Source organism: Variovorax sp. Varisp85, from assembly GCF_047304045.1.
Lineage (GTDB): Bacteria > Pseudomonadota > Gammaproteobacteria > Burkholderiales > Burkholderiaceae_C > Variovorax.
In genome coordinates, this window is sequence record NZ_JBGLYN010000059.1 from 19,630 (window position 1) to 40,502 (window position 20,873).

The window sequence follows — 20,873 nt, forward strand, 5'->3', positions numbered from 1 at the left end:
TCCGCACCCCGCGGCGCATCCGGCTGTTTCGCCCCGGCCGCGGGCGAGCGCAGCGCGGGGGGATCGGCGAGCGGCGCAACCTGGCCAGGTTGTGCGGCCGCGGTCAGCATCGTTACTGAATACCCCGCCGGTTCGCCTCCCGCCATCCCGCATGGCGGAAGAGCAAGGGCCGCCCATCGGCGTCTTTAGGCGCCGCCACCCCGCGCATTCCCTTGAGAAGCCCGGCCCCGCCTCGGCCGGCATGCCTGTGCGCCTTTTGATCGTCAACGGCGCGCAATCCGACGCCTTTGTAGGACTTTGGCCTGACTCGCGCTGTGGTTGAAATGTGAAGTTTGCACACTTTGTTTCGCCTCGAAGCAGCCCAAATCCGGGTTTTGCCCTACCTTTATATTGCACTGCAGCATGCCACGTGAGGGCCGCGGGCAGTCTCTTCAATCCCATGGATGTACGCCGACGTTCCGGCGTGCGCCGTCGCCACGAGAGGTTGGTATGCATGTCTCGAAAACCGGTTCGTTCCGTCCTTCCCGCGCCCTAAGGCGCAATGCCCGCGCCTCGGCACGCCGACCTTCCGGCTCGTCCGGCCGCCACCGGCAGCGGGGCGCTTTCGTGCCCAAGCTCGCGGGCTACGGGCTGCTCGCGTTCGTGCTGTGGCTGATGGTCGAGACGCTGATCCAGCCGCTGCTGTCCTCGCAGGCCACCCGGGCCGTGTTGCAGGCGCCGGTAGGGCTGATCACCTCGCCGATCAACGGCGTGGTCACCCGGATGGTGGTCCACACGCGCGATGCGGTCGAAGCCGGCACCGTCGTGGCCACGGTACGCAATCCGACCGTCAGCCAGGAATTACTGACCACCCTGAGATCGCAGCACCTCGCGCTGCAGAGCCAGCTTGCGCAGCTCGGCAACCAGTTCAAGGCCGACAGCCAGGAAATGAAGTTCGTCGGCCATGAGGCCAATGTCCATCGCGAGGCCTCGCTGGCCCAGGCCTGGGAGGCCTGGCAGATCGCCCAGCGCCAGCGCGACGTGGCGCAGAGCGTCGTGGAGGAGCAGGAGAACAAGGTCCGCACCAACCAGGCGCTGCTGGAACAGGGGGCGATCAGCGAGCAGGTGATGAACGCGTCCGAGGCCCAGCTGAACACGGCGCGTGCCAACGCCGCGGTGGCGGCACAGGCCTTCGCCGGGCAGGCCCAGACGGTGGCGAGCGCCGGACAGGGCGCCTTCGTGGGAACAGGCGGCAACAGCCTGTTCCAGACGCTGGAGAGCCGGCGCGGCGTGCTGCGCAACAGTGTCGACCGTGCCCGGCAGGACGGCACCGCCATCCTCCAGCAACTCAAGCAGGTGGCGGCGCTCGAGGAAGAGGAGCGCCAGCGGGTGGAGAAACTGTCCTCCTACGAGATCAAGGCCACCCAGCCGGGGCAGGTCCACACCGTGCTGGCGCCCGAAGGCGCGTACGTCACGGCGGGACAGTCGCTGGTGCGCGTCACCGATTGCAGCCGGCTGGGCGTGGTGGCGGTGTTTCCGGCCCGGCTGGCCAAGCGGCTGAGCATCGGTTCGGTGCTTGACGTGAAGGTCGGCCAGGCCGTCGCATCGGTGCCGGCGCGCGTGGAGCAATTGCTGCCGGTGGCATCGGACGCGCTGCAGAGCACCTACAGCGTGCCCTTCCCCTTTGCCGAGCAGGGTTCCATCTACGCCGTGGCGCGCATCGACAGCAACGAGCCGCCGAAGGCGCAGTCCGCCGGCGAGAGCAACCTGTGCGCGCCCGGCAAGGTGGTCTCGGCCAGCCTCAGGTCCTGAGTACAGGCAATGAACTGCCCTGCATCGAAAGACAAGCATGCGTTTTTCCCCCCGCGGCCTGGCCCTGGCGCATTGCGCGGCCGCCCTGGCGGCGCTGGCCTCGCCGCCGGCGCTCGCCGAGCAACCCGGTGCCACGCAGCAGCGGCTCGCACAGCAAAGCTGTGAGGGTTTGCGACGGGCGGTGGCGCAAGACCAGAAGGGCGCTGCGTCCGGCCCCCTCTTCCTTGCCAGCTACAGGCTCGCCGCAGGCGGCCAGGGCACGCCACCGCTGGAACCCGCGCTGGCGGGCGCAGCCTTCACCTACGACAACGCACTGGCCGGCATCGCGCTGCTGGCATGCGGCGACGCGGGCTCGGCCAGGCGCATCGGCGACGCGATCGTCCGCGCGCTCGAGCGCGACCCGAACGTGGCCGACGGGCGCGTGCGCAACGCCTATCGCGCCGGGCCGATGACGGAGGACAAGGCCGCGCTGCCGGGCTACTGGGATGCGGGCAAAAAGCAATGGATCGCCGACGCCTACCAGGTGAGCACCGCGACGGGCAACGTGGCATGGGCCGCACTGCTGCTGTTGAACCTGAACCAGGCCGAACCGTCGCCAGCCTATCTGGCGAGCGCGCGAAAACTGCTCGGCTGGATCGAGCAGCGCACGCGCGCCCGGAACGCCCCCGACGGCTACAACGGCGGCTGGTACGGCTGGGACAACAAGCAGCGCCCCCAGACCTGGAAGTCGACCGAGCACAACATCGATATCGCGGTGGTCGCTGCGTGGGCGGCGCGCGCCGGCGGGCAAGGCGAGGCCGAGACCCAGCAGGCGCGCACCGCGCTCGATTTCGTGACCCGCATGTGGAACCCGTCCGAGCAGCGCTTCAACATCGGCACCAAGGAAGACGGCGCCACCATCGCCACCGAAGGCTCCGGGCTCGATGCCCAGCTCTGGCCGCTGCTGGCGGCTACCGACCGTTCCTGCGGCTGGATGCGGGGGCTCGAATGGGTGGAGAAGAACCATCGCTTCGGCGAAGGCTACGGCTTCTCGCGCAGCCCCGACGGCATCTGGACCGAAGGCAGCGCGCAGGTCGCCGCCACGCTGGTGGCCCGCAAGGGCGCGGCGCCCGAAGCGCTGTGGCGCCTGCTGGCGTCGCAACGCGCCGACAACGGCCTGTACTACGCCACCCCCGCTCCCCGCATCTCCACCGGGCTGGCCATCGGGCCCGACTCGGCGGGCGCCGACTTCTTCTACTACCACTGGCCGCACCTGGGCGCCACTGCGTGGATCGCATTGGCCGCCACCGGCTTCAACCCATTCACCGGCAAGACCGCCGCAACCGGAGCCAATCCATCATGTCCCACCTGATCGCCACGCCGGAGTTCCAGCTCAATGCCCTCGTGGCGGGGCTCGCGCTTCTCCTGATGACGTGGGGCCGCGTCGAGCGCATCGGCCACCGCGCGTTGTTCGGGGCACTCACCGCCCTGCTGCTGATGCGCTACGCCGTCTGGCGCGTGGTGGCGACCATGCCGCCCTCGGACCTCGGCTTCGAGACCCTGTTCGCCTGGGTCTTCCTGGTCTTCGAGCTGACGGCCATCGTCTACACGCTGATGTCCATCCACATGCTGCTGCGGCGGCGCGACAACCACGGGCTGGCCGATCGCGGCGAGGCCGCGCTGCGCGGACGCGGCGAGCAGGTGCCGGCACTGGACGTGTTCATCTGCACGTACAACGAGGAGCTGGACGTGCTCGAGAAAACCATCATCGCCGCCCAGGCCATCGACTACCCGCAACTGAAGGTCTGGGTGCTGGACGACACCCGCCGCGACTGGCTGCGCGACTACTGCGAGCGCCGGGGCGTGCACTACGCGCGGCGGCCCGACAACAGCCACGCCAAGGCCGGCAACCTCAACAACGGCCTGCGCCTGTCGGCGGAGGTGACCAACGCGCCTTTCATCCTGGTGCTCGACGCGGACTTCGCGCCGCAGCGCCAGATCGCCTACCGCATGCTGGGCCTGTTCGACGATCCCAAGGTGGGCCTGGTGCAGACGCCGCAGTTCTACTACAACGCCGACCCTATCCAGCACAACCTGCGCGCCACCAACAGCTGGGTCGACGAGCAGCGCGTGTTCTTCGACGTGCTGCAGCCCGCGAAGGATGCCGTGGACTCGGCCTTCTGCGTGGGCACTTCGTTCATCGTGCGACGCGACCTGATCACGGCCGCGGGCGGCTTCCCCGTCGGCAGCGTCTGCGAGGACATCCACACCACCTACCTGCTGCTGCGCCATGGCCACATCACGCGCTGGCTGGGCGAACGGCTTTCGCACGGCCTGTCGGCCGAGAGCATCGTCGACTACATCAACCAGCGCAGCCGCTGGTGCCTCGGCACGGTGCAGCTTGCGCTGCTGCCCCAGGGACCCTTGCGCGGCAAGGGCTACAGCCTGTCGGCGCGGCTGCATTTCCTGCACGGACTCCTGCACTGGCTGGGCAAGCCGTTCATGGCGATGATCATGGTGGCGCCGGCGTTGTACTGGTATGCCGGCGTCTCGGTCTTCCACGCGACGCCGCAAGCCTTCGCAACCTACGGGTTGCCGCCGCTCGTGATGTTCTGGGCCTACAGCTACTGGATCAGCCAGCGGCGCTGCCTGCCCGTGTTCAGCGAGGTGAGCCAGCTCGTGGCGGCGATGGCCGTCACCAGCACGCTGCTCGCCGCGATGCTGAAGCCCTTCGGCCACCCCTTCAAGGTGACCGCCAAGGGCCTGGACCGCTCCAAGACAGTGGTGCACTGGAAGCTGGTCGCCGTGTTCGGCGGGCTGCTCGTCGCACTGCAGGGCGGCGGTGCATCGGCCGTCATGAGCGGCGCTGCGCTCACGCCGGGCGACCAGCTCAATCTGGTGTGGACCGGCATCGCGCTCATCCTGTGCCTTGGCGCGCTCATCGCCTGCGTCGACCTGCCGCGGCCCGACCAGGAAGAGCGCTTCCCCTGGCGCGCCGCGACGCGGGTCCGCACGGCGACGGGCGAAGGCGATTCGCGCTTCGTCAATATCGCCGTGGACGGGGCGCTGCTCGAAGGCGGCGCCCTGCTGAAACGCTTGCGCGTGGGGCAGGCCCTGGAGGTCTACGTCGATGCGGTGGGCTGGCTGCCCGCGCTCGTCGCCGGTCGCAGGCGCACCAGCGCGGAGCTGCGCTTCGCCGGCACCGAGACGCAGCGCGAGCAACTGGTGAGCCATGTCTTCAACGTGCTGCCGAGCCACGTCGCGGTGCAGGTGCGCCCGTGGGGGGCGGCTTCGGCGCTGCTCGCGAGTGCGGGGTTCCGTGCGCCTGGCGCCGGCTTCGTGCGCCTGTTCCTGCGGCTGTCGCTGCTCGTCCTGGCGGCCGGCCTCCTGCTGGTGGTGAGCGGCTGCAACCTCACGCCGCCGCTCAAGCAGCCCGACCTGGCGGTGCCTTCCAGCTGGCCCGCCGGCCAAGCGGTGCCGGCATCGGAGCCCGCGGACTGGCGCAGCTTCGTGCGGGACGATGAACTGCGCGGCCTGATCGCCACTGCCCTGAACCAGAACCGCGACCTGCGCGTCTATGCGGCCCGTGCGCGCGAAGCCCGCGCGGCCTACGCGGGCAGCCGTGCCTCGCTGTTCCCGCAGATCGGGCTGTCGAGCCATGCACAGCGCGCCCAGACCACGACACAGGGTTCGCTCAGCCCGGTGGGGAACGTGCCGTCCGACGGGCGGATCTCGAACAGCTTCGACGTGCAGGCCGGCGTCACGTCGTACGAGCTCGACTTCTTCGGCCGCCAGCAGAGCACCGCCCAGCAAAGCGGCTCCCTCGCCGAGGCCGGCGACAAGGACTACGCCGCAGCCCGCATGAGCCTCGTAGGCGAAGTGACCAATGCGTATCTCACGCTGCGCGCCGACCGCGCCCAGCTCGCCCTGGCCAGTGCCAACGAGGCCTCGCTGTCTTCCAACGCCGACATGATCGGCCGCGCCAAGGCCGCGGGCGGTGCGGCGCAGCTGGACGTCTTCCGCGCGCAGTCGCTGCTGCAGAACGCCCGCGTGCGGCAGGAGGAATACCGCATGCGCGTTGCCCAGGACCTGCAGGGGCTCAACGTGCTGGTGGGCCAGCCCGTGTCGCCGGACACCGGCGCCGCGCGCCCCTGGCCCGAACAGTCGACGGAATCCGTGGCGGCGGGCCTGCCGTCCAGCCTGCTGCAGCGCCGGCCCGACCTTCTCGCGGCCTATGCCCGCGTCGAGGCTGCGAACTCGGGCGTCGGCGCGGCCAAGGCGGCCATGCTGCCGACCATCTCGCTGACGGCCCTCGCCGGCGGCGTCAGCGGCGAGCTGTCGACGCTGCTGAGCAGCGGCAGCCGGAGCTGGGCCGGCGTGCTCGGCGTGTCGCTGCCTCTGTTCGACTGGGGACGCCGCTCGGCCAACATCACGGGCAGCGAAGAGCGGCTTGCGGCAGCGATGGCCTCGTACGAATCCGCCGCGCAAGTGGCCTTCCGCGAAACCGCCAATGCGCTGATCGCCAGCGACCACCTGCGCCCGCAGCTGCAGGCGCAGCAGTCCCGCGTGCAGGCGCTGGAAAACGTGGCCCGCATCTCGCGCACGCGCTTTCGCAGCGGCCTGGAAGACTACTTCTCCAGCCAGGATGCGCAGCGCGAGCTCTATTCCGAGCAGCAGCAGCTGATCGAGCTGCAGCTCAAGGAAGCCGTGAACATGGTCAACCTCTACAAGGCCCTGGGTGGGGGGTGGAGCAGCACCTGAAGCGAGCCGGCCCCTGCTGAAGACACACACACGCATGTAGCTTCGGCAGGCGCACCGGCCTACACTCGCGCCTCGATCAGTGCAGGAGAAACGCATGGACACCCTGGAGATCGCCAACAAGCTCGTGGCGCTGTGCAAGGAAGGTAAATACGAGGATGCCAAGGTGCTCTACGCACCCGAGGCCGTGAGCGTCGAGGCCGGTGCGCCGCCCGGCCAGGCGCGCGAAGCGGCCGGCCTTGCGGCCATCAAGGCCAAGGGCGATTGGTGGGTCGCCAACCACGAGGTGCATTCCGCGCAGGTCGCAGGCCCATGGCCGCATGGCGACCGCTTCATTGTCGGCTTCCGCTTCGACGTGACCATGAAGTCCAATGGCCACCGCTTCACGATGGAAGAAATGGCGCTCTACACCGTCAGGGACGGGAAGATCGTGCGGGAAGAGTTCTTCTACGACACCGGCGAATAAGCGCCGATGGCGCCGCGCCGGCAGCCTTCCACACGCAGGCACAAGTAGGAAGCAAGTTCTCCTGTGGGCGCGATGCGGGCAGAATGCCCCGCAGGTGCCCTCATGAACACAAGATTTGTAGAAGCCTTCCTCTGGGCCGCCCGGCTCGGCAGCTTCCGCGCGGCGAGCGACCGGCTCCACATCACGCAAGCGGCGGTGTCCAACCGCGTCGCCTCCCTCGAAGAAGACATCGGCGCGCGCCTGTTCGAACGCGACGCGCGCGAACTGCGGCTCACGCCCGTGGGCGTGCGGCTGATGGACTACGGCGAGCGCCTGCTGGAGCTGCGGCGCGAGATCGTCTCGCTCGGCCGGCCGCGGGAAGACATCCTCGGGCTGGTGCGCATCGGCGCCATCGAGACCGTGGTCCACACCTGGCTGCTGGGCTTTCTCACCAACCTGCGCTCCACCTATCCGGGCATCGAGGTGCAGCTCACCTCCGAGACCACTCTGGCGCTGCATCGCGGCCTGCGCGAGGGCGCGCTCGACATCGCGCTGCAGACCGACCACATCGCCGGCGCGGGCATCGTGAGCACGCCCTGCCTGCCGATGCCCATGGGCTGGGTGGGCGCGCCCGGCGCCGAGCCGGTGCAGACGGTCGAGCAGCTCCTGCGCCAGCCCGTGCTCACGATGAGCCCCGGCTCGCAGCCGCACGAGGCGTTGAAGAACCTGTTCCGCGCGGCGGGCATTCCGCTGGGCAAGGTGCACTGCGTGAGCTCGATCTCGGCGCTGGCGCGGCTGGTGAAGGCGGGCTTCGGCAACGCGCTGGTGCCGCTGCCGCCCTGCTACGAATACGTGGCCATCGGCGACGTGAAGATCATCGAGTGCGATGCGCTCATCTCGCCCCAGCGCATCGTGGTGAGCCACCTGGAAGCCGCCGACTCCGACGCCATCCGGCTCGTGGCCGAGCTGGCCTGCCGGGCCTCCGACCAGTTCACCACCTCGGCTGTCGCACCAACCTGGAGCGCGACCACAGAGGATTAACCCTCGAAATGGCGCATTTCGGCCCCGAAAAGGGGCCAGTAATTCTTGTGGCTGTCGCCCAGAAAAACTCGTTTGTGACAGCCCGACCACGCGGCGGAAGATCGCGCCTTCATTTTTTCGAAGGCCCGCTCCTCTTTCGCCGTCATGACCCCCCCTGACTCCCTTTCTTCCGCAACAGCAGCAGCAGTGAACGGCCTGCTGTTCGTCGCCTCCGACGTCGAGCCCGCCGACGAGGCCGACTTCAACCGCTGGTACGACCTGGAGCATGTGGAAGAGCGCGTGCGCATTCCCGGCTTTCTCTCGGGCGCGCGCTACTTCTCGCTCGAAGGCGGCCGCAAGTACCTGGGGCTGTACCGCACCGAGTCGCTGGCGGTGTTCGGCTCGCCCGGCTACCGCGCCGCATTCGAGAAGCAGACGCCGTGGTCGGTCTCCAACCTCGATCGCATGCGCCAGCCGATGCGCCGCGTGTGCGCCGTGCGTGCCGTCACCGGCTTCGGCAGCGGCAGCCACGTGGCCGTGCTCCCCCTGGCGCCCGCCGCCGATGCCGAAGCCCAGGTGGCAGCCGCCGCCAGCACCAGCGCGCAGCTGAAGAAGGAGCAGGCAGGCTTCGTGCAGTCGTACCTGCTCGTGCCCGACGCTGCGCTCAGCACGCCGCTGCCGCGCGAATCCACCGAAGGCCGCGTCCTTCAGCCGCTGCTGGTGATCGAAACCAGCAGCGAAGGCGCGGCCCGCGCCGCGCGCGCCACGGCCGCCGCCGCATTCGACGCCGATCCCGCCAGCGGCTGGCTGCTCGCGCTCGGCTGGAAGCTGACCGCGGCCGAGCTGGCCTGAAACAGCAGACCTCTGTCCCCCACACATCCCCCCTCACCGAACAAAGGCATCCAATGACCGAACATGTTCTTCCCGCCGCGGCTTCCGTGGCACCCGGGCAGGCCGCGCCGGCCTCCGCGAAGATGGGCCGGCTGGCCATGGCCAGCTCCATCGGCACCACGCTGGAGTGGTACGACTTCACCGTCTACAACATCATGGCGGCGCTGGTCTTCAACGCGGTGTTCTTCCCCTCGTTCGACCCGCTCACCGGCACCATCCTCGCGTTCTCGACCTACGCGGTCGGCTACATCTCGCGCCCGCTGGGCGGCGTGGTGTTCGGCCACCTCGGCGACCGGCTGGGCCGGCGCTTCGTGCTGGTGGCCACGCTGGTCATCATGGGCGTGTCCACCGGCCTGATGGGCCTGCTGCCCACCTATGCGAACTGGGGCATCTGGGCACCCGTCGCGCTGGTGGCGCTGCGCTTCGTGCAGGGCGTGGCGCTCGGCGGCGAATGGGCCGGCGCGGTGCTGCTGTCGATGGAGCACGGCAAGCCCGACGAGCGCGGCCGCAATGCCTCGTTCACGCAGGTGGGGCCCTCGTGCGGCACGCTGATCGGCACCGGCTTCATCGCCATCGTGTCGGCCTGGCTGAGCCCTGAGGACTTCCAGAGCTGGGGCTGGCGCATTCCCTTCATCTCCAGCGTCGCGCTGGTGCTGTTCGGCCTGTGGCTGCGCCGGGGCGTGGACGAGACGCCCGTCTTCCGCGAGATGGAAGAGAAGAAGGCCACCGCCAAGACGCCCATCAAGGAAGTGCTCACGCAGCACTGGCGCCGCCTGCTGGTGGCCGGCGGCTCGCGCATCGGCTCCGACGTGCTGTATGCGCTGGTGGTGGTGTTCACGCTGACCTACGTGACGACGGTGCTGCATCTGTCACGCCCGCTGGCGCTCACCGCCACGATGATCGGCGCCGCCTGCAACGCGATCGCGGTGCCGTGGTTCGGAAGTCTCTCCGACCGCATCGGCCGCCGCCCGGTCTACATCGCCGGCGCGCTGCTGGGCATGGTCTGGGCCTTCGTGTTCTTCGTGCTGATGGACAGCGCGCACCCGGTCGCGATCTGCGCGGCGGTGGTGGTGGGCCTGCTGATCCACGCGATGATGTACGGCCCGCAGGCCGCCTTCGTGACCGAACAGTTCCCCGGCCGCGTGCGCTACGCGGGCGCCTCGCTGGCCTACACGCTGGCGGGCATCGTGGGCGGCGGCTTCGCGCCGCTGATCATCGCGAGCCTGTTCAAGTCCTGGGGCAGCACGGTGGCCGTGTCGTTCTACGTGGTGGCCGCACTGTGCGTGACGCTGATCGCCCTGGTGGTGGCGCGCGAAACCGCCAAGCGCCCGCTGGAGAGCTGATCGATGACGACGACGAGCAACACGAATTCCCGCCTGCGCTTCGCCTGCGAGAGCATCGCCGACGACGGCACGCGCTCCACCGCCTTGCACCTCGTCGCGCCGCGCGCGCTGGTGGTCGCGGGCTGGACCGGGCGCGACATCGCTGCCATCGAGCACCACATCGAAGAGCTGGCCGCGCTCGGCGTGCCGCGCCCTTCGAGCGTGCCGCTGTACTACCGGGTGGCCGCCCAGCTGTTGACGCAATCGCCCGCCATCGAGGCGCTGGGCGACCAGAGTTCCGGCGAGGCCGAGCCGGTGCTCTTCTTCTCGCAGGGCGAGTGGTGGCTGAGCGTGGCCTCGGACCACACCGACCGGCAGGTCGAGAGCTACTCGGTGGCGGTGTCGAAGCAGATGTGCGCCAAGCCCGTGGCCGAGACCGCCTGGCGCTGGCGCGACGTGCAGGCGCACCAGGACACGCTGGAGCTGCGCTCGCGCATCCTGGAGGACGGCCGTTGGGTCGACTACCAGCGCGGCACGCTTGCATCGATCCGACCGCTGGCGGGCCTGCGCGACGGCATGCCCGGTGCCGATGCGGTTCCCGAGGGCCTCTTCATGACCTGCGGCACACTGGGCGCGCTGCCCAACGCCAAGGGCGAAGGCATCCGGCCCGCGACGCAGATGGAAATAGAGCTGCACGACCCGAAGCTGCAGCGCCGCATCGTGCATCGCTATGCGGTGGAAGCACTGCCGGTGGTGGCATGACGATGAAGAACGGCAACACCATCACGGCGCTGCGCAAGCGCATCGCGCGCGGCGAGCTGTCGCACGAGGCGCTGATCGACGAGGTGCTCGAAGCGGCTGAACAGCCTGCTGCACAGCATGTCTTCACGCGCCTTTACGCCGACGCAGCCCGCGCCGCCGCGCGCCATGCCGATGCGGCGCGCAAGGCCGGCGTCGAGACCGCCCCGCTCGCCGGGCTGCCGGTGTCGGTGAAAGACCTGTACGACGTGGCCGGCGAAACCACCATGGCGGGCTCCGCCGTCTGCGGGGGCGAAGCGCCGGCGGCGCACGACGCGACCGCCGTGGCGCGGCTGCGCGCACAGGGTGCGGCCATCGTCGGCAAGACCAACATGACGGAGTTCGCGTTTTCCGGCGTGGGCATCAACCCGCACTACGGCACGCCGCGCAACCCGGCCGATGCACAGACGCCGCGCATTCCGGGCGGTTCGTCGTCCGGCGCTGCAGTGTCGGTGGCGCTCGGGCTCGCGGTGGCCGGGCTGGGCTCGGACACGGGCGGCTCGATCCGCATCCCCGCCGCGCTGTGCGGCCTGGTCGGCTTCAAGAGCACGCAGTCGCGCGTGCCGCGCACGGGCGCCTTCGAGCTCGCGCGCTCGCTCGACACGGTGTGCGCCATGGCACGCAGCGTGGAAGACTGCCTGATCGCCGATGCCGCCATTGCCGACGCGCCGCTCGCGGTGCGCCGCCGTCCGCTGCAGGGCATGCGCCTGGCCGTTCCGCGCACGCTGATGTTCGACGACATCGAGCCCGCGGTGGCGCGCGCCTTCGACCGCGCGCTGCAGGCGCTCTCGGCGGCGGGCGCGCAGGTCGTGGACATCACGCTGGCCGAACTCGCCGAGATCGCGACCGTCAACGCGCCCGGCGGCTTCTCGCCGGTGGAAGCCGCCGCCGTGCACCGCGAGCGCTTCGCCGCCAGGCGCGACGGCTTCGACGCGCGCGTGGCCGCCCGCATCGCGCTCGGCACCGAGGTGCGCGCCGCCGACTACATCGCCATGCAGGACCGCCGGCGCGACTGGATCGGCCGCGTCGAGCGCGCCATCGAAGGCTTCGACGCACTGGTGTGCCCGACCGTGCCCATCGTCGCGCCGCCCATCGATGCGCTGGCGGAAGACGCGGCCTTCTTCAAGGCCAACGGCCTGCTGCTGCGCAACACCTTCGCGATCAACCTGCTAGACGGCTGCGCCTTCAGCCTGCCATGCCATGCGCCGGGCGAACTGCCGGTGGGGCTGATGCTGGCGTCGGTGCACGGCGACGATGCGCGGCTGGCGGCGGTGGCACTGGCTGCCGAGCCCGTGCTGCGCCACATCGATGGCATCTACTACGACTCTCACGCCATGGCCCTCCTTCGCTAGACTGGATGGCGTCGTCGAATGGAGAGCACCCATGTGCCGCAGCATCAAGACCCTCTACAACTTCGAGCCGCCCGCCACCGAGCAGGAAATTCGTGCCGCGGCGCTGCAATTCGTGCGCAAGCTCAGCGGCTTCAGCGTGCCGTCCAAGGCCAATGAGGAAGCCTTCGGGCGCGCGGTCGATGAATTGGCCGCCACCGCGGCTCGGCTGATCGAATCGCTGGTCACCACGGCCGAGCCGCGCGACCGGGGCGTCGAGGCCGAACGCGCCAAGGCCCGCGCGGCCCTGCGCTTCGGCAACAGCCCTGCATGATAGAAGACAAGCGACAGCCTCCATCCAACCAACAGCCACACAGGAACACAACCCATGCCTATCGAACTCTGGCTCGCTTTCGTCGCGGCCTCCGCCGTCATGCTGGTCATTCCGGGGCCGACCATCCTCACTGTCATCAGCTATTCGATGTCGCACGGGCGCCGTGCCAACGTGCCGCTGGTGGCGGCCGTGGCGCTCGGCGACTCGACCGCTCTGGTGGTGTCGCTGCTGGGGCTGGGTGCGCTGCTGGCCACCTCGGCCTTCTGGTTCACGGTAGTCAAGTGGGTGGGCGGGCTGTACCTGCTGTACCTCGGCATCAAGCTGCTGCGCGCGGGCATCTCGTCCACCGAAATCGCCGCGCCGGCCGCGCCCGCCTCGCGGCTGCGCCTGTTCGCCAACACCTACCTGGTGACGGCGCTGAACCCGAAGGGCATCGTGTTCTTCGTGGCCTTCCTGCCGCAGTTCATCAGCCCGGCGGCCAATGTCACGTACCAGTTGTGGGTGCTGGCCGTCACCTTCGTCGTGATGGCAGCGACCAATGCCACGCTCTATGCGGTGTTCGCGGGCTCGGCGCGCAGGCTGCTGTCATCGCCGCGCGCGCAGCGGCGCTTCAACTTCGCGGGTGGCTCGCTGCTGGGCGCGGCCGGCATCTGGGCGCTGATGGCGCGCCGGCCGGGCTGAGCGGCCCGCGCGTGCTCATGAAAAAGGCCGCGAAGCGCCATGCCTTCGCGGCCTTTGCCTGCGGCAGTCAGTAGCGGTACGGATTGTTCGGGGCGCGGTCGTAGCGATTGGGCACGCCGTCGTTGTCGCGGTCCCTGTCGTAGCGGTTAGGCACGCCGTCGCGGTCGCGGTCGCCGTAGTAGTGGCCGCGCGGCGGCGGGCGGTCGTAAGGCGCGACCACGCAGCCGGCCAGGATGGCCGACGCGGCCAGCAGGATCGCCAATGTCTTCGTCATGTGAGTTCTCCTTGGAGTGTTTGTGGAACCGGGCTTCGCCTCCTGCGAGCCGGTACTGCATTGAAGGCCACGCCGGTACGCATCGGGTTTCTCCAGTGAAGCGCTTGTGTGAAGTTGGTTACCGGATGTGGAACATGGCGAGAACTTTGGGCTGAAGTCTTCATGCCCGCAAGGCGGCAAGCCGCCCGTCGCGGAGTAGGCGCCGTTCCCGTGGTGCATCGCAGAGAATGTCGGCGCCCACGCTTCCGGACACCGACCTTTTCGATGCAATCCGCGCCCCTCTTCGTTCCCGCCCGCAAGGCCCTCGCCGCAGCCCTGCTGGCGGCGGCCTGCGTCCATCCGGCCTGGGCCCTCGTGAGCTTCGAAGAAGTCAAGCGCGACTTCCGCTCGTCCGACACCGAGGTGCTCGACCGCAACGGCGAGTTGCTGCAGCGCGTGCGCACCGATCCCACCGTGCGGCGCGGCCGGTGGACCGCGCTGGCCGACGTGTCGCCCGCGCTGCGCACGGCCATGGTGCTGAGCGAGGACAAGCGCTTCTACGAACACAGCGGCATCGACTGGCGCGCGGTCTCGGCCGCGGCCTGGGCCAACGTGTGGAACACGCGCACGCGCGGCGCCTCGACCATCACGATGCAGCTATCGGGCCTGCTCGACGACGACCTGCGCCGCGCCTCTGGCGGACGCAGCTTCACGCAGAAGATCGGCCAGACAGTGGCGGCCGCGCAGCTGGAGCGCAACTGGCGCAAGGACCAGATCCTGGAGGCCTACCTCAACACCGTGCCGTTCCGCGGCGAGATCGTGGGCATCGACGCGCTCTCGCGCACGCTGTTCGGCAAGGCACCGAGCGGGCTCGATGCGCGCGAGGCCGCCGTGGCCTCGGCGCTGGTGCGCGCGCCGAATGCAAAGCCTGCCGTGGTGGCGCAGCGCGCCTGCGAGGTGCTGCGCGCGATGGAGCCGCAGCAGAAGGTCGACTGCGAGGCACTCGACATGTTCACGAGCGCAGCGGTGCAGCGGCGCGCCTTCGAGACGAACGAAGGGATTGCGCCGCATGCGGCTCGGCGCGTGCTGCGCGAGATTCGGGATGCGAATGCGGTGGCAGCCCCCACCCCGGCCCTCCCCCAGAGGGGGAGGGAGAAAGACAGCAAGGAAACCGGTGTGCGCACCACGCTGCGCGCGGCGCTGCAGCGCTTTGCGCTGGACACGCTGCAGCGCCACCTGCGCGAACTGCGCGAGCGCCACGTGGAAGACGGCGCGCTCGTCGTGCTTGACAACACGACCGGCGAGGTGCTTGCCTGGGTCGGCTCCTCCGGCCCGCTGAGCCAGGCGGCCGAGGTCGATGGCGTGACCGCGCTGCGGCAGCCCGGCTCCACGCTCAAGCCGCTGCTCTATGGCCAGGCGATTGCCGAGCGGCGCATCACCGCGGCCTCGCTGATCGAGGACTCGTCGGCGCAGATCAGCACCGCCAGCGGCCTCTACATTCCGCAGAACTACGACCGCCGTTTCAAGGGCCCGGTGTCGGCGCGCACCGCGCTGGCCGCCTCGCTCAACGTGCCGGCCGTGCGCACGCTGGTGATGGTGTCGCCCGAAGCCTTCGCGCGCGAGCTGCGCGCCGCCGGCCTGCCACTGCGCGAGAGCGGCGACTACTACGGCTACAGCCTCGCGCTCGGCAGCGCCGAGGTGTCGCTGCTGTCACTCACCAATGCCTACCGCATGCTGGCCAACGGCGGGCGCTACGGCACGACGACGCTGACCATGCGGCCACCCGTCCCGGCCGAAAGATCGAAGCCGCCGATGCTCGACCCGCGCGCCGCCTTCATCGTCGGCGACATCCTCTCCGACCCCAACGCGCGCACCCGCACCTTCGGCCTCGACAGCATCCTTTCCACCCGCTTCTGGACCGCCGTGAAGACCGGCACCAGCAAGGACATGCGCGACAACTGGGCCGTGGGCTGGTCGCAGCGCTACACGGTGGGCGTGTGGGTCGGCAACGCCAGCGGCGAATCGATGTGGGACGTGAGCGGCACCAGCGGCGCCGCGCCGGTGTGGGCCGAGGTGATGCGCTTCCTGCACGCGCGCGAGCCCAGCCGCGCGCCCGCGCCGCCGCCCGGCCTCGTCGAAGCGCGCGTGAGCTTCGGCAACGGCGCCGACGGCAACCCGCTCGAAGCGGCACGCAGCGAGTGGTTCCTACAGGGCACCGAGCAGACGCTGTTCGCGCTCGACGCCGGCATGGCGACCGACGCCGCCTCGGCGCGCATCACCGCGCCGGCCGACGGCACCATCATCGCGCTCGACCCCGACATCCCGCCGCAGCGCCAGCGCGTGCGCTTCGACTCCGAAGGCCGCGGCGTGCAGTGGCGCATCGACGGCAAGCCCTTCGAGCGCGGCAACAGCGTGCAGTGGTTTCCCTGGCCGGGGCGCCACGTGATCGAGCTGGTGGACGCCGGCGGCAAGGTGGTCGACCAGCGCCGGCTCGAAGTGCGCGGCGCCGGCGTGGTGACGAAAAGCGCGCGCCGATAAAGACCGCGGACGGCGCGCTTCGGGGCGCGAAGAGAGGGCCGGCGCTTGGTAAAGATGCTGTCCAGGCCAACCACCACATGTACAGTCCGGGCTTTGTTTGGCGGCAAAATTCGTCCAATCATTGAATGACCCAGGCCCTCCCGATGCTTGCCCAAGCCCCCCGAACCTCCCTGGCGGACACCGCCGCCGACAGCATCCGCGCCGAGATCTCTGCCGGCCGCTGGGCCGTCGGCTCCCGCATCCCCATCGAGCCTCAGCTCGCGCAATTGCTGGGCGTGAGCCGCGGCACGGTGCGCGAGGCGGTCAAGACGCTGGTGTCGCGCGGGCTGCTCGAAGTGCGGCAAGGCTCCGGCACCTATGTTCGTTCGGGCTTCGACCCCTCGTCCAGCCTGCAGAAGCTGCGCCTGGCGAGCCTGCGCGACCAGTTCGAAGTGCGCCGCGCGCTCGAGGTGGAAGCCGCCCGGCTCGCCGCGGTGCGCCACACCTCGCGCGACCTGCGCCGCCTCCACACCCTGCTCGACAAGCGCGGCGTGCCCGACGCCAACGACAACGGTGCGAGCTTCATCGAGCGCGACCTCGCCTTTCACCTCGCCATCGTCGACGTATCGGGCAACCTCGCGCTGGCCGAAACCTGCCGCTTCATCACGGGCTACATCAAGGAGACGATCGCGAGCTCGATGGGCGGCACCAACCTGCCCGAGCCCGACGACGCCGCACACCGCGCGATCGTCGAAGGCATTGCCAGCCGCGACCCCGACGTGGCCGCCGCGGCGGTGCGCGCCTTCATGGCGCCGATGATCAACGCGCTGGCGCTGGGCACGCGATGACCTCGCTTACGCTCGCCCCAGGCCACACCACGGCCGACGACCTGCTGATCGACGCCGAAGTCGACAGCCAACCCGCCCCGCGCCCCACGCCCGCGCCCACCCTCGCGCGCCGCATCCTGCTCGCCGCCAGCGTGGTGCTGATCGCCTTCAACCTGCGCCCGGTGTTCGCCAGCCTCTCGGTGGTGCTGCCGGAGATCATCAAGGCCACCGGGCTCTCGGCCACGGCCGCGAGCCTGCTGACCACGCTGCCGATCGTCTGCCTCGGTGTGTTCGCGCCGCTCGCGCCTGGGCTGGGCCGCCGCTTCGGCACCGAGCGCACGCTGCTCGCGTGCATGGTGCTGATCCTGGCCGGCACGGTGCTGCGCGGCACCGGCAGCATCCCGCTGCTGTTCCTCGCCTCGGCCATCGCGGGCAGCGGCATCGCGGTGTCGAACGTGCTGCTGTCGGGCCTCGTGAAGCGCGACTTCGCGAAGCAGGCCGCGCTGATGATGGGCCTCTACACCATGGCCGTGTGCGGCGGCGCGGCCAGCGCCGCGGGCCTGACGGTGCCCATCGAGCACGCGCTGGGCGGCGGCTGGACCATGGCGCTCGCGATGTGGGCGCTGCCGGCCGCGCTGGTCACGCTGATCTGGGCGCCGCAGGCGCTGCCGCTGAAGCCGGTGGCGAGCGAATCGGGCTTCACGGTGCGCGGCCTGTGGCGCGACAGGCTGGCCTGGCAGGTCACTTTCTTCATGGGCCTGCAGTCCGCGCTCGCCTACATCGTGATGGGCTGGCTCGCGCCGATATTGCGCGAGCGCGGGCTCGGCAGCGAAACGGCCGGCTACGTGGTGTCGCTGTCGGTCATGACGCAGGTGGTGACCTGCCTCGTGGTGCCCGCGCTGGCGGTGAAGCTGCGCAACCAGCGCGGCCTGGCGGTCGCGCTGGCACTCCTCACGGTGGGCGCGATGCTGGCGATGCTGTTCGCTCCGCTCGGCGGTGTGGGCGGCGTGTGGGCCTGGGCCGTGCTGCTGGGCATTGCGCAGGGCGGCACCTTCGCGCTGGCGCTCACGATGATCGTGCTGCGCTCGCCCGATTCGCACGTGGCCGCGCATCTCTCGGGTATGGCGCAGGGCGTGGGCTACATGGTGGCCGCCTTCGGGCCGCTGGTGGCCGGGCTGCTGCACGGCTGGACGGGGAGCTTCCGCGCCTCGTCGTGGCTGTTCATCGGGCTGGGCGTGGCGCTCGTGGCCGCGGGGCTGGGCGCGGGCCGCACGATGCATGTGGGCGCGACGACCGTGCCCAGTCGCTGAACAGCCTCATTGCGGGCCGCCGCAGAAATCCGCGCGCTCGGTGGTCTTCGCGGTGAAGCGGATGCGCGTGGTGGTCGCGACGCTCTGCGGCTCGTTCTGCGGCCACTTGCTCTGCAGCCAGGTGTACTGCCACTCGTAGGGCGCGCCCGGCTTCGCGGCCTCGCCGTAGGCGATGCGCAGACTGCCGTTGCTCTCGTCGTGGCAGTGCTTCGAGGTCTTGTATTCCTTCTCGCTGAAGCAGGCGCGGATCATCTTGAAGCACGAGAACGGAATGTCCTCATGCACCGCCTTGCCGCCTTCCAGCGGCACGAAGTCCGCGGTGTCGAACGAGGCGCCGCCGCCGGAGTACATCTCCGACACGGTCTGCAGCACTGCCACGGCCCATTTGCCTTCGGCCAGCGGATAGAGCGCGGGCGCGAGCGACAGGCGCGCCTCGGGCTGCTCGGCGCCGCTGTCTTTCTTCAGGGACTGCACGTAGCCCGAGAAATCGTGGAGGCGGTCGAGCTGCCAGCCCGCCGCATCGGTGCTGCGTTTGATGCGCGCCATGGCCAGCGGCTCGGCCGACAGCACCACGTAGTCGCCGGGCGCGGCGCCGCGCGGGCGGTACAGGCCGAGTTGCTGCACGTCGCAGGGCTGCGGCAGCAGGGCGCACAGGCGCGCGCGCCATTGCGCATCGAGCGATTCGGGTTTTTTCACGGCGTCGAACACCTGGGCCGAGGGCGCGGCGAGCACGGGGACGGCGAACGACAGCGTAAGCAGCAGCAGCTTTTTCATGGAGCCGAATGGTAGCCATGGCCCGGGGGCGCCGGGCGGGTTTCGTACGCGTCGCTTGATAAAGTCGGGCGCGACCATGAACCCATCCTCTCCCCTCCTCCAGATCGATGCGCTGCGGTTTGCCTATCCCGATCAGCCCGCGCTGGTGTCGAACTGGAACGCATCCGTTGGCCCGGGCGTGACGCTGCTGTATGGCGACACCGGCTCGGGCAAGTCGGCGCTGCTTCAGGTGATCGCGGGCACTCTGCCCGCATCCGGCCGGCTGACGCTGGCGGGCGCGAGCCTCGACGCCGTGCCGGAGGCGTACCGCCGCCAGGTGTTCTTCGTCGATCCCCTGACCGACCGCTTCGACCAGCTCAGCGCGCGCGAATGCACGGCTTCGCTCGTCGAGGGCGACGCGGGCTTCGACGAGGCGAAGTGGCAGGCCATCGCCGACGGCTTCTCGCTGGCCCCGCATCTGGACAAGAAGATGTTCATGCTCTCGACCGGCTCCAAGCGCAAGGTGTGGATGGCTGCCGGGCTGGCATCGGGCCGGCCGCTCGTCCTGCTCGACGAGCCGACGGCCGGCCTGGACATGCCCTCGACGCGATGCCTGTGGGCCACGCTCTCGGACTTCTCGGCGCAGGCCAGGCAAGCGGTGATCGTGGCCAGCGCGGCGCGCATCGACACCGTGCCGCTAGCGGCCACCATCGAACTGCCGCTGGCCTGACGCCTGCCTTCAGGCGGCTGTGTCGAAGTCGGTGCTGCGGCTCACGGCTTCCCAGGCTTCCATTTCCTTGAGCATCGCCTGCGCATGGGCCCGCACCGCGTCGACCGAATCGCCGCCCAGTTGCAGCCGCAGCGGCGTGTGCCGGGCCTCCAGCGCCTTCGCGATGGCCGCCGCGGCCTTGCGCGGATCGCCGGCCTGCGTGTTGTGCATGCTGTGCGCGAACTCGCGCGTGGCGCCCACCACCGGCTGGTAGGCCTCGATCACCGGCATGTGGCGCATGCCGCTGCCCGCGAGCTGGGTGCGGAACTGGCCCGGCTCGACGATCAGCACCTTGATGCCGAAGGGAGCGACCTCCTGCGCCAGCGCTTCCGAGGCGCCTTCCAGCGCGAACTTGGAGGCCGAATACGCGCTGAAGCCCGCGAACGACAGCTGTCCGCCAAGGCTCGATATGTTCACGATGGCGCCCGACTTCTGCGCACGCAGCACCGGCAGCGCGGCACGCGTGACGGCCATGGCACCGAAGAAGTTGGTGTTCATCAGCGCGCGCAGATCGGCGTCGGAGGTTTCCTCGAGCGCGCCGACCACGCCGTAGCCCGCGTTGTTGACCAGCACGTCGATGCGGCCGAAGCGGGCCACCGCAGCTTCGACGGCGGCTTCGGCGGCGCCGGCCACGTCCACGTCGAGCGGCGTGGCCAGCACGCGTTCGGGCGCCAGCGCCACGAGGTCGGCGAGGCGGCCGGCATCGCGGGCGGTGGCGACCACGTTGTGGCCCCGCGCGAGCGCGTGCTCGGCGAAGGCGTGGCCGAAGCCGGAGGCGGCGCCGGTGATGAACCAGGTCTGGCGGGTTTGCGAAGAGATGCTGACGGGGATGGACATGAGGCTGGCTCCTTGAGGGTGGAAGGGTTGCCTTGAAGGCATGGCGTGACTGTCCCAGCATTGCCACTCATCGACTAGATGGGTCAAATTGAATGCACTATGCAATATGATGCATGAATGGACCGCAACCTGCTCCCGCATCTCGCCATCGTTCTGGCGGTGCACCGGCGGGGGGGGGGGGGGGGGGGGGGGCCCGCCCCCCCCCGCCCCGGGCCCGCCGCCGGCGGCCCCCCCCCGCGGCGGCGCCGCGGGGGGAGAAA

18 protein-coding genes are annotated in these 20,873 nt (G+C 69.9%); 15 read left to right on the top strand and 3 right to left on the bottom strand.

The window, feature by feature from the left end:
* The first annotated feature begins 606 nt into the window (after positions 1-606).
* From ACCC97_RS21140 to ACCC97_RS21190, 11 genes are all read left to right on the top strand, one after another.
* Positions 607-1,791, top strand: coding sequence for an HlyD family efflux transporter periplasmic adaptor subunit (locus ACCC97_RS21140; RefSeq protein WP_237726054.1), 1,185 nt, complete (start codon positions 607-609; stop codon positions 1,789-1,791).
* A gap of 37 nt (positions 1,792-1,828) precedes the next feature.
* Positions 1,829-3,142, top strand: a complete 1,314-nt coding sequence (locus ACCC97_RS21145) for a hypothetical protein (RefSeq protein WP_413334842.1) — start codon at positions 1,829-1,831, stop codon at positions 3,140-3,142.
* Positions 3,130-6,531 carry an efflux transporter outer membrane subunit gene (locus ACCC97_RS21150; protein WP_007830432.1) on the top strand — a complete coding sequence of 1,134 codons (3,402 nt, stop codon included), beginning with the start codon at positions 3,130-3,132 and terminating at the stop codon, positions 6,529-6,531. Before ACCC97_RS21145 ends, ACCC97_RS21150 begins: the two co-directional genes overlap by 13 nt.
* Before the next feature lie 94 nt (positions 6,532-6,625).
* On the top strand, positions 6,626-6,994 hold the full coding sequence (locus tag ACCC97_RS21155; protein ID WP_007830431.1) for a nuclear transport factor 2 family protein: 369 nt from the start codon (positions 6,626-6,628) through the stop codon (positions 6,992-6,994).
* A gap of 102 nt (positions 6,995-7,096) precedes the next feature.
* Positions 7,097-8,014, top strand: coding sequence for a LysR family transcriptional regulator (locus tag ACCC97_RS21160; protein ID WP_413334844.1), 918 nt, complete (start codon positions 7,097-7,099; stop codon positions 8,012-8,014).
* Between the two features lie 144 nt (positions 8,015-8,158).
* Positions 8,159-8,845 (top strand): hypothetical protein, encoded by a 687-nt coding sequence (locus tag ACCC97_RS21165; RefSeq protein WP_413334846.1) that lies wholly within the window; start codon positions 8,159-8,161, stop codon positions 8,843-8,845.
* Between the two features lie 53 nt (positions 8,846-8,898).
* The gene (locus ACCC97_RS21170; RefSeq protein ID WP_413334848.1) at positions 8,899-10,227 is read left to right on the top strand and encodes an MFS transporter; all 1,329 of its coding nucleotides are present in this window, start codon (positions 8,899-8,901) and stop codon (positions 10,225-10,227) included.
* A 3-nt stretch (positions 10,228-10,230) separates the two neighbouring features.
* A complete protein-coding gene (locus ACCC97_RS21175) occupies positions 10,231-10,968 on the top strand; it encodes a DUF2848 domain-containing protein (protein WP_413334850.1) in 738 nt (245 codons plus the stop codon).
* Positions 10,965-12,356 (top strand): amidase, encoded by a 1,392-nt coding sequence (locus ACCC97_RS21180; protein ID WP_413334852.1) that lies wholly within the window; start codon positions 10,965-10,967, stop codon positions 12,354-12,356. The genes ACCC97_RS21175 and ACCC97_RS21180 overlap by 4 nt, the downstream gene beginning before the upstream one ends.
* Positions 12,357-12,387: 31 nt before the next feature.
* Positions 12,388-12,666: a DUF2277 domain-containing protein gene (locus ACCC97_RS21185; RefSeq protein ID WP_413334854.1), complete on the top strand. Its 279-nt coding sequence runs from the start codon at positions 12,388-12,390 to the stop codon at positions 12,664-12,666.
* Between the two features lie 54 nt (positions 12,667-12,720).
* The gene (locus ACCC97_RS21190) at positions 12,721-13,347 is read left to right on the top strand and encodes a LysE family translocator (RefSeq protein WP_007830424.1); all 627 of its coding nucleotides are present in this window, start codon (positions 12,721-12,723) and stop codon (positions 13,345-13,347) included.
* Between the two features lie 67 nt (positions 13,348-13,414).
* Here ACCC97_RS21190 and ACCC97_RS21195 read toward each other — a convergent pair whose 3' ends face one another.
* Complete coding sequence (locus tag ACCC97_RS21195; RefSeq protein WP_007830422.1) at positions 13,415-13,621, bottom strand: thrombospondin type 3 repeat-containing protein; 207 nt, start codon at positions 13,619-13,621, stop codon at positions 13,415-13,417.
* Between the two features lie 264 nt (positions 13,622-13,885).
* Between ACCC97_RS21195 and pbpC the strand changes: the two genes are divergently transcribed.
* The 3 genes from pbpC (at position 13,886) to ACCC97_RS21210 (ending at position 18,254) form a co-directional block, all read left to right on the top strand.
* A complete protein-coding gene (gene pbpC / locus ACCC97_RS21200; RefSeq protein ID WP_413334856.1) occupies positions 13,886-16,138 on the top strand; it encodes a penicillin-binding protein 1C in 2,253 nt (750 codons plus the stop codon).
* Between the two features lie 143 nt (positions 16,139-16,281).
* Positions 16,282-16,965, top strand: coding sequence for a FadR/GntR family transcriptional regulator (locus ACCC97_RS21205; RefSeq protein ID WP_007830417.1), 684 nt, complete (start codon positions 16,282-16,284; stop codon positions 16,963-16,965).
* On the top strand, positions 16,962-18,254 hold the full coding sequence (locus ACCC97_RS21210) for a CynX/NimT family MFS transporter (protein ID WP_007830416.1): 1,293 nt from the start codon (positions 16,962-16,964) through the stop codon (positions 18,252-18,254). The genes ACCC97_RS21205 and ACCC97_RS21210 overlap by 4 nt, the downstream gene beginning before the upstream one ends.
* A 6-nt stretch (positions 18,255-18,260) precedes the next feature.
* Here the strand turns inward: ACCC97_RS21210 and ACCC97_RS21215 are convergent, their stop codons facing one another.
* Positions 18,261-19,028 (bottom strand): hypothetical protein, encoded by a 768-nt coding sequence (locus ACCC97_RS21215; protein WP_413334858.1) that lies wholly within the window; start codon positions 19,026-19,028, stop codon positions 18,261-18,263.
* 76 nt (positions 19,029-19,104) lie between these two features.
* Between ACCC97_RS21215 and ACCC97_RS21220 the strand changes: the two genes are divergently transcribed.
* Positions 19,105-19,737, top strand: coding sequence for an ATP-binding cassette domain-containing protein (locus ACCC97_RS21220; RefSeq protein WP_007830414.1), 633 nt, complete (start codon positions 19,105-19,107; stop codon positions 19,735-19,737).
* A gap of 9 nt (positions 19,738-19,746) precedes the next feature.
* Here the strand turns inward: ACCC97_RS21220 and ACCC97_RS21225 are convergent, their stop codons facing one another.
* Complete coding sequence (locus ACCC97_RS21225; protein WP_007830412.1) at positions 19,747-20,613, bottom strand: oxidoreductase; 867 nt, start codon at positions 20,611-20,613, stop codon at positions 19,747-19,749.
* Between the last annotated feature and the right edge of the window lie 260 nt (positions 20,614-20,873).